The sequence below is a fragment of the Fonticella tunisiensis genome (assembly GCF_004364155.1).
Classification (GTDB): domain Bacteria; phylum Bacillota; class Clostridia; order Clostridiales; family Caloramatoraceae; genus Fonticella; species Fonticella tunisiensis.
The window spans coordinates 44750-53449 of record NZ_SOAZ01000022.1 but is presented as its reverse complement, the minus strand read 5'-3'; the positions used below and the strand labels follow the sequence as shown (position 1 = coordinate 53449).

General features: G+C 35.1%; 6 protein-coding genes. 1 reads left to right on the top strand and 5 read right to left on the bottom strand.

All coding sequences use genetic code 11. From position 1 onward, the window contains the following. Positions 1-454: 454 nt before the first annotated feature. Positions 455-1855 carry a glycosyltransferase family 2 protein gene (locus EDD71_RS11550; protein ID WP_133628896.1) on the top strand — a complete coding sequence of 467 codons (1401 nt, stop codon included), beginning with the start codon at positions 455-457 and terminating at the stop codon, positions 1853-1855. A gap of 124 nt (positions 1856-1979) precedes the next feature. Here EDD71_RS11550 and celB read toward each other — a convergent pair whose 3' ends face one another. The 5 genes from celB to msrA form a co-directional block, all read right to left on the bottom strand. After that, on the bottom strand, positions 1980-3305 hold the full coding sequence (celB, locus tag EDD71_RS11545) for a PTS cellobiose transporter subunit IIC (protein WP_133628895.1): 1326 nt from the start codon (positions 3303-3305) through the stop codon (positions 1980-1982). A 24-nt stretch (positions 3306-3329) separates the two neighbouring features. Then, a complete protein-coding gene (locus tag EDD71_RS11540) occupies positions 3330-3638 on the bottom strand; it encodes a PTS sugar transporter subunit IIB (RefSeq protein WP_133628894.1) in 309 nt (102 codons plus the stop codon). 264 nt (positions 3639-3902) lie between these two features. Beyond that, positions 3903-4244, bottom strand: a complete 342-nt coding sequence (locus EDD71_RS11535; protein WP_166636466.1) for a PTS lactose/cellobiose transporter subunit IIA — start codon at positions 4242-4244, stop codon at positions 3903-3905. A gap of 433 nt (positions 4245-4677) precedes the next feature. Then, positions 4678-7407, bottom strand: coding sequence for a sigma-54-dependent transcriptional regulator (locus tag EDD71_RS11530; protein ID WP_133628892.1), 2730 nt, complete (start codon positions 7405-7407; stop codon positions 4678-4680). Between the two features lie 368 nt (positions 7408-7775). Beyond that, positions 7776-8339 (bottom strand): peptide-methionine (S)-S-oxide reductase MsrA, encoded by a 564-nt coding sequence (gene msrA / locus EDD71_RS11525; RefSeq protein ID WP_133628891.1) that lies wholly within the window; start codon positions 8337-8339, stop codon positions 7776-7778. Positions 8340-8700: the final 361 nt, after the last annotated feature.

The window sequence follows — 8700 nt, the reverse complement described above, 5'->3', positions numbered from 1 at the left end:
AATCGGAATTTACATATTTCAATTATTATTCATCTAAACCATTACATATCAAGGGGCTACGCCCTATTTATTTTTTTAGCTGCGAAACTTCTGTTATAATATTGTTCTATTCTGAGCATTTGTCATTCTCTATTATACTACCATTGGCCTTTATGTGCATATTTATATAAATAATAAGATTTAGATATCTCCTTTAAAAATCCTTGGAACTTTTCCACAGAATATTATAATGATATTTGGAACTTTAAAATTTATAAATAAATTCAATGTTCTCAAGATTTGTTTATATTCTTTGAAATAAACCAGAACTTCTCTATAATCCGTTAATTTTTTACCAAAACAAGGCAATTCTTAACCATTCATTAATATTATTGTTTGGCTATCAAAACATTTTCTGGTATAATTTCATATGAAGTTATAAATCCTGTATGGGTTTTATTATACGGAGGGGAACATGGGGAGTTTTATTTATATAGTTACTGCCATATTTCAAATATTAGTTTTTATGCTTACCCTATATTACCTTATAATATCTTTTTTTGGCCTATATAAAAGAAATGAAAAGATTGAATATAAACCTGAAAAATCTTTCGCGCTTGTTGTTGCCGCCCATAATGAGGAGTTAGTTGTTGGTCAAATAGTAGAGAGCCTTAAATCACTGGATTATCCTAAGGAACTTTATGATATATATGTTGTCGCTGATAACTGCACAGACAATACAGCTGCTATAGCAAGAGAAAGTGGAGCAATAGTGTTTGAAAGGTTTAACAGAAGGAAAAGCGGAAAGGGTTATGCACTTGAATGGATGTTTAATAAATTATTTAAGATGGATAAAAAATACAATGTCATAGCCGTGTTTGATGCCGATAATCTGGTATCAAAGAACTTTCTAAATGAAATGAACTACAAGTTTCAGCAGGGATATAAAGTTGTCCAGGGTTATCTTGACAGCAAAAATCCTTCCGACTCCTGGATTACCCAGTGCTACTCAATTGCTTTCTGGAGTTCAAACAGACTATTTCAGATTTCAAGGCAAAACCTGGGACTCAGCAATCAGCTTGGAGGTACAGGTTTTTGCGTCGATGCCGAACTTTTAAAAAGCATTGGCTGGGGAGCTACCTGCCTTACAGAGGATTTGGAATTTACCTGCAAAATTGTATTAAACGGCGAGAAGGTCGGTTGGGCCCATAATGCTGTTGTTTACGATGAGAAGCCTTTAACATTAAAGCAGTCCTGGAATCAGAGAAAAAGGTGGATGCAGGGGTATTCAGATGTTGCCACAAGATATTTCTTTAAACTAATAGCCAAGTCACTTAAGGAAAGAAATTTTGCTGCATTTGACTGTGCTTTATATATACTACAGCCCTTTGTATTCGCTGCCCTTGGCCTTTCCATTTTGCTATCATACCTGAAAGGCGATGGAAAATTAAGTGCAAACATTTTTGTTATGTCCAGCCTATTTACTCCTGCACTGTGGAAGTCCTATGGAATATTTCAGTTTCTGTTTACTCCCTTTGTTATGGTGCTGGAAAAGAAGCTCAAGAAACGCCTCCTTTTAGTATTCGGCCTATATTCCGCAAATGTTTTTGTACTGGACATAATCTCCAGGATGCAGATAGATAGAAAGCTTTTCATAATAATACAAATTAGCTATTTGTTATTTTGTATAATTCTAGCAGGCATACTAAATGGCAGAAAATCAATGAAGGAATTTATATGGTATCTACTCTATGGCCTCTATACATTAACCTGGATACCGATAAGCATACAGGGAATCATTAATAAAAATAACAGAGAGTGGAGCCATACACTTCACACAAGACAAATTAAAATAAGGGATCTCGAAGGATTTTAAACCCAGGAAAAATTTAAATCCGCCGTGTTAAACACGGCGGATTTATTATCAGTCACACTATATTTTATAAAGATTCATGCGAATGCTCATCTGGCAGCCGCATGAAAACAAGTCTTTAATCTAATTAAATCGAAACACCTGCTGCTTCTTCCTGCTTTTCCTGAGCATAATACTGATTATCTACAACTCTCAGGAATGGATAATAGATTAAAAATGCTACAACCAGTTCAACTATCTGCAATAAGGCTCCTCTTATACCTGCTATAAGGAATCCACCTATTATTGGAGGTGTTGTCCATGGAACTAATACTCCTGATGGAGGTGGAACAAGCCCTATAGCAATTGCCACATAGCATATAACTGCTAGAATCATAGGTGTAAGGATAAATGGAACCATCATCACAGGGTTAAGAACCACTGGAAGGCCAAATGTAATTGGTTCGTTTATGTTAAATAACCCTGGAAATATAGCAAGTTTACCAAGCTTCTTAATTTGCTGTGACTTACCAAGAACTATCATGGCGATACAGAGTGAAAGCGTTGAACCTGAACCACCAAGTTGGAGGTACAGCTCTTGGAACTGTGAAGTAATTATGTGCGGCAATTCCTTACCTGCCTGGTAAGCCGCAAGGTTTTCAGCTGAAAGAGCAAGCCATATTGGGCTCATAACTGACCCAACAACGTTTGCACCGTGGATACCAAATACCCAAAAGAGGCCTATGAATAAGTTTGCTATAAGTGTTGCACCTAGTGAATCCCCCAGTGCAGTTAATGGTTTCTGAAGTATTGTATAGATAAATCCATGTATAGTTTCGTATGAAGTCCATGAAAATAATAACCTTACAAAGTTAAATATGATAATAGTTACAGCTGCTGGTATTAAAGCTGAGAATGACTTTGAAACTGCTGGTGGAACGCCATCTGGCATCTTTATAACCCAGCCTCTCTTAACAACAAACCTAACAATTTCCGTTGAGAATATAGCTGTAAGGATACCAACGAATAACCCCTTGGAGCCGATCCATTCCATTGGAATGTTGCCTCCAACTAAGAATACTTCTTTGCTTCCTTCGGGTGTAAACTTAAGTGTGAAAGGTGTAAGCACAAGAAATGCAACAAGTGCAATAGCTCCAGTACTTGCTCCTTCAAGTTCATAATGACGTGCAAGGTTATAGGCTATACCAAAAACGACGAATATAGTCATAATATTCATCGTGGCATCAAATGGCTTCATAAAGAATGAACTCCAATTGCTGCCAAAGATTCCTGCCATGAAGTCTGAATAACCTGGAATTGGGAAGTTGGCTATAAGCAGGAAAATTGCGCCAATTATAAGCAGCGGCATTGCAAGCATAAAGCCATCACGTATAGCACCCAAATACCTGTTGGAAGCTATTTTGCTGGCTAAAGGCATTAATTTGCTTTCCATGCTGTCCATTAATTTACTCATAATAATCCTTCCTCCTTTTGCTTTTTATTTTTTGATTAATCTTAATGCCTGATCAAGAACTTTTTCGCCATTCATCATTCCATAGTCCACCGGGCTAATAACATCTACCGGTATATTTCTTTCATCACAAAGCTTTTTAGCCTTTGGCAGCGCAAACTTAACTTGAGGTCCAAGTAAAACTACATCTACACCATCCAATTTCTTTGGCATTTCAGCCTCGGGAAATGCATCTACTGAAACTTCAAGTCCCTTCTTCTTAGCTGCTGCCTCGATTTTGTTAATGAGCATGCTGGTTGACATTCCTGCGGAGCAGAACAATCTAATAGTTATCATTACAAACCCTCCCTGTAAAATTTAGTTTCATACAGTATAATTTTTCCTCTGTATCTACATTTCCAATAGGCTGCTTTTAGCTGATTTAATAGCAAAGCTTTCTGTTTTTCTCAGGGAACTGCTTAATCCACCACCTCCTTACATAGGTTATGACATATATTTTCTCTAACCATCCACTACAAACCTAACTTGTACCCAAATTAGATATTATGCTGCCTTGAACATCCTTTATTTCAATTCTATTTTAACTTTCATATTTTTATTTTAATTTTCCTTTAATCCGTTTATTTGTTTTTGCATGGATATCATATATCCCATAATCTCTTTTGCTAAAAGAGTTGTCATCAGATGATCCTGTGAGTGTAAAGCTAAAAGATTTATTTCATGCACCTTACCTGAAGCTTCATCCTGAATTAGCTTTGTTTGCAAGTTGTGAGCCTTTATTATTGATTCATCAGCCCTGTTTAATACTTCTTCAGCTTCTTCACATTTCCCCTGTGCAACAAGATTAAAGGCTTCATATATAAGACTTCTTGCATCTCCAGAATAGGAAATAAGCTGAAAGATTATCTCCTCACTTATAGTTTCCTTTATAGATTCTGACATATCCATTCCTCCATCTAGATTAAATTTAATTTCTGTTTCATTGATATATAGTGCAAATATCATGCCAAATTTTTAATAAGTCAAAAAAGGCCATATTTTCAGATATTTTCTGTGTAGTAGCGAATAAACTTATACACATTATATACATATAAAGAATTTATCCATAAACATAAACACATCGTTATACACATAAACTTTATTTTAAATCTGCAAGCCCAATGAGTATAAATATAGTTCTTGAAGTTTATTAAATTTTATAATATCACGATATACAGCAATCAATATATTCCAACATTAGTTTTCTATTCTGAAAAAATAAAGGAGTGATAAAGCTGATATATATATTCAGCCTTATCACTCCTAAGCATAAACAACTATGCTTTTAAACTCATTTAATGTACTAGCCTATAAAATTTATACACATTGTCCACTTTTATATACCCATTATATTTTGTATAATAAAACATACTTCATCATCACTAAAATCTATATTATAAAAATTCTCAATATCAGCAAGGCTTTCTTTTATACACTTAAACTCAAAGTTATACTTTTCCTTGAGTAAGTTCTTTGAATAACAGGCTGCTGTTTGTTTTCCTTCCACCATACTGCTTATTGCACACCCCATATGCATCATAAGCCCTATGGATATACCGTATTCTATATTTTTATTAATCTTCTGTTCGAGTCTTACTAAAAATTCTCTGTAAAGCTTCTCAAAATTAGAAAGGTCAATATTTGAAATCTCACTTTTTAAAGTTTCAAGAAATATATTATAATCATCGTGTTTTTCATCTTCATATTCAGTTTTATACAATTTATCTATTATAAATCCGAGTTTTCCACAATTATTCCCTGAAAATACTTCACTGGTTGATATATATGGTATGCCAGGAATTTTAGGATCTATCGTTCCAACGATAGCCACAATATTTTTCTTCTTGGAAAGATTGTTGATTATATTGTAAGTAAACTCATTGTTGTTAAGGGACATTGGAAGCACCTGCATGCCATATCTATTTATATTGAGCCTGCTTTCTATATAATTTTTAAGCTTTACTGCGCTTCCTTCTCCAGTAGTACATAGAGTAATTATAACATTATCACTATTTGTTCTATATGATTGGAGTATTTTCTCTGAATTATAAGGAGTATACTGACTTATGGCAGAACTGATATCATCATATATTTTGTTAATATCCGTATCTATAACGGCCTTTCTGGAACATTCAATCGCCACAGGAGTCGATACCATATTAACTACCTTAATATCTATTTCTGTTTCCTTGCTGATCAACTCTCCGAATACCCCTAAAGATCCCATATCCACCAGCAGCATTACTCCTGCCCCCTGATGTTTCTTGACTATAAGCTCCTTCAACTCCTCATACGCCACCTGCGAGCTCTTGTCAAGGCTCATATCATAGGCATATACGTTATTTGCTCCAACTAACTTATTCACTACCTCCGCCATGGATGAGGCCGTTGACCTTCCATGCATTGCTATAACGATTATAGGCCTGTTCTCCATACGCTGCATTTCTGTATCATCCACTGCTAAAAACATAGCCATAAAACCAATATCATCATCTGGAATGGATATTTTGTATCTTTTTTCAAGTGCCAGAGCCAATTCCCTGGCTACTTCAAACTCTTTTTTATTTTTTTCCATTATATTGCTTAAATTATAGTTTACAATATTCTTACTTTCTTTGAGCCTCTTAATGCTGGAACTTACATGCAGCGACAATCCATAAAATACTTTGGTAGGAAATATCTTTTGAAGCTTTTTTCCCGCTACCTTCAGAAAGTTCTCCACTATATCTATAATATCTTCGTCTACAACCTTTGACAGTTCTTCCTTCCTTATGCCCTGTTCAAAATTTCTAATAAATCTTTTAAAATGATTTTCAATGTCAAATTCCATGAGCATCTTAACTTCATTTTCACCGATGCCTCTGCTGTAGAGTTCCTGCATTCTCTTTTCGATCTCTTCATAGAAATTATCAGGTAAGGAGTAGTCACCTTCCCTGATGCTGTTTCGCTGTCCTTTTGGAGTAAAGCACAGCTTTACATCCTGATTGATAAACTTGTCTACCTCCTGGGCATAGTTTTTATAAAGCAAAAGGCCCTGGTTTACGTGATGTGCAAAATCAGTACAGTGAACCTCTATATTTTTAGTTCTCTTTGATATTGAATTCAAGAAGGCATTGGCGCATCCCAGCTGAATATCGCTTTTTAGCTGTCCAACATTTCCAGGACAATTGTATAGAAGCAGTTGCCTTATGGTATTAGCTGAAACCGATATTTCCTTTCCTATTCTGGCAGCCTCTATTTTAAAGAATTCACATATAAGTTCAAACCTTTCAGATAATGTCCTTTCATTAAGGGAGGGTATCTTTATACTCATAGGTATTCTTCTTGTAAAGGTTGTGAGAAGAACGTTGTCAATATCCTCTGTGGTTGCACATATTATAAGCACTTTGCTCTTCTTTTTATTTTCATCTCCTAGAGGAGTATACATGCCTTTATCCATTAAATAAAACAACATTTCCTGGCCTTCCGGTGGAAGTCTATGGACTTCATCGAGGAAAAGAACTCCCCCATCCGCCTTTGCCACTATCCCTTCCCTGTCCTTATCAGCACCGGTAAAGGCTCCTTTCTTGCTTCCAAATAGATGAGACATAAGAAGCTGTGGATTATTTGCATAGTCAGCACAGTTAAAGGCTATAAAGGGTGCATCCATTTCGAAGATACCATTTTCCACTGCAAACTTGTACATAAGTTCTGCAAACATAGTTTTTCCAACGCCGCTTGGCCCAAGAATAAGCGTGTGGAGCCCATTTGGGGGATAAAGAATTGCTGCCTTTGCTTGTTGTATGCACTTTTTTAAACTTTTATCACTGCCTATAAGCATATCGAAGTTGGCATTTTCCTTCACAGATTGATCTCTAATTTTTTTAGAAGGGTATGTTGTGTAAATTACCGGTTTACCTTTAATTTTAAGAACTAAACCCTGCCTGTACAATTCATTAAGTATGGAACTGACATTGCTTCGCTGCATATTAAGTCTTTGGGCAATTTCTCCTGCTGATAAACCCTTTTTTCCCTCCCTGGAGGTTTCGGCAATCAATTCTAATATATGCTCTTTATTCCCCCTCATTCAACCCACTCCTTCCAAGGCTATTTATACAAAATTTTATCACATTCGACTCTTTTAATAAATATACTAACACAGAATTAACATAATATTATGAAAACATTTATATCCCTGCTTAGCAAATTCCATTGAACTTATCAAAGCATATATTGTAATGAGGTTGTACATATAAAATCCCGAAATATTGTGGGCAGAGTCCTGCACCATATATGATGTTAGTGTTAGTCTGCGTCAATACATTTTTTGTTATTCTCCTGAAACACTTATAAATAGAAATTCCAGTATGCAATAGCTTCAAATAAGCATTTATACCTATTTGCAATAGCATACTGGATTTTATTAAGATTATTTTTTATACGTGTAAAAGCCTTCTACTTCTCATATATACTGTAATACTCGTCTCCCCAATATTTCTGTATAAATTCATCCCTGCCTGAAATCTTTCTATCGGCTTTATACTCAACGGGGCTCTTCTTGTAAAAATCCTGATGATATTCCTCTGCAAGATAAAATGTTGAAGCCGGAAGTATCTTTGTAACTATTGGCTCTGGAAATCTCCCTGATTCCTCAAGTGCTTTTTTCGATTCTTCAGCCTTTATTCTCTGCTCTTCAGTTGTGTAGAAGATAGCTGTTCTGTAGGAGTCTCCTCTGTCATGGAACTGACCTCCGTCATCCATAGGATCTATTTGCCTCCAGTAAACATCGAGGAGCTTTTCATAGCTTATTATTGATGGATCATATATAATTCTTATCGCTTCATAATGTCCTGTGGTTTGTGACTTAACCTCTTTATATGTTGGGTTTTCCTTGTGGCCACCCGTATATCCTGATTTAACTTCTACTATCCCATCTAAAACATCAAAGGGAGAAACCATGCACCAGAAGCATCCTCCTGCAAATATTGCTGTTTCATATTTTTTATTTTCATTGCTCATTTTTACCCCTCCTTTAAGTACTTGCTTATAAATATAGTAAATTATTTTCAACAAATCAAGAATATAATTTAACATATTGTGCTGCGCTGAAAAGTATATTTGAATAAAAATAGAAAATATCTACAGACCGCCGCTGCGATAAAAAATATATTTCATTCACCAGCACGCTTAGCAAAGAAGTTCTAAGGCTTGGGATTTGAAAAAATGTGAATTCATATACTATTTTATCTTCGCTTATTTACAAGAGAGCTAGCAAGACGAGTTAATCCAGTTTACGGATATCAAGTATTTTATTAGTTTTCCAACATTACAAATTTTTGTTATTTTCCTTTTTTATATTTAATACAATTCATAATTTATT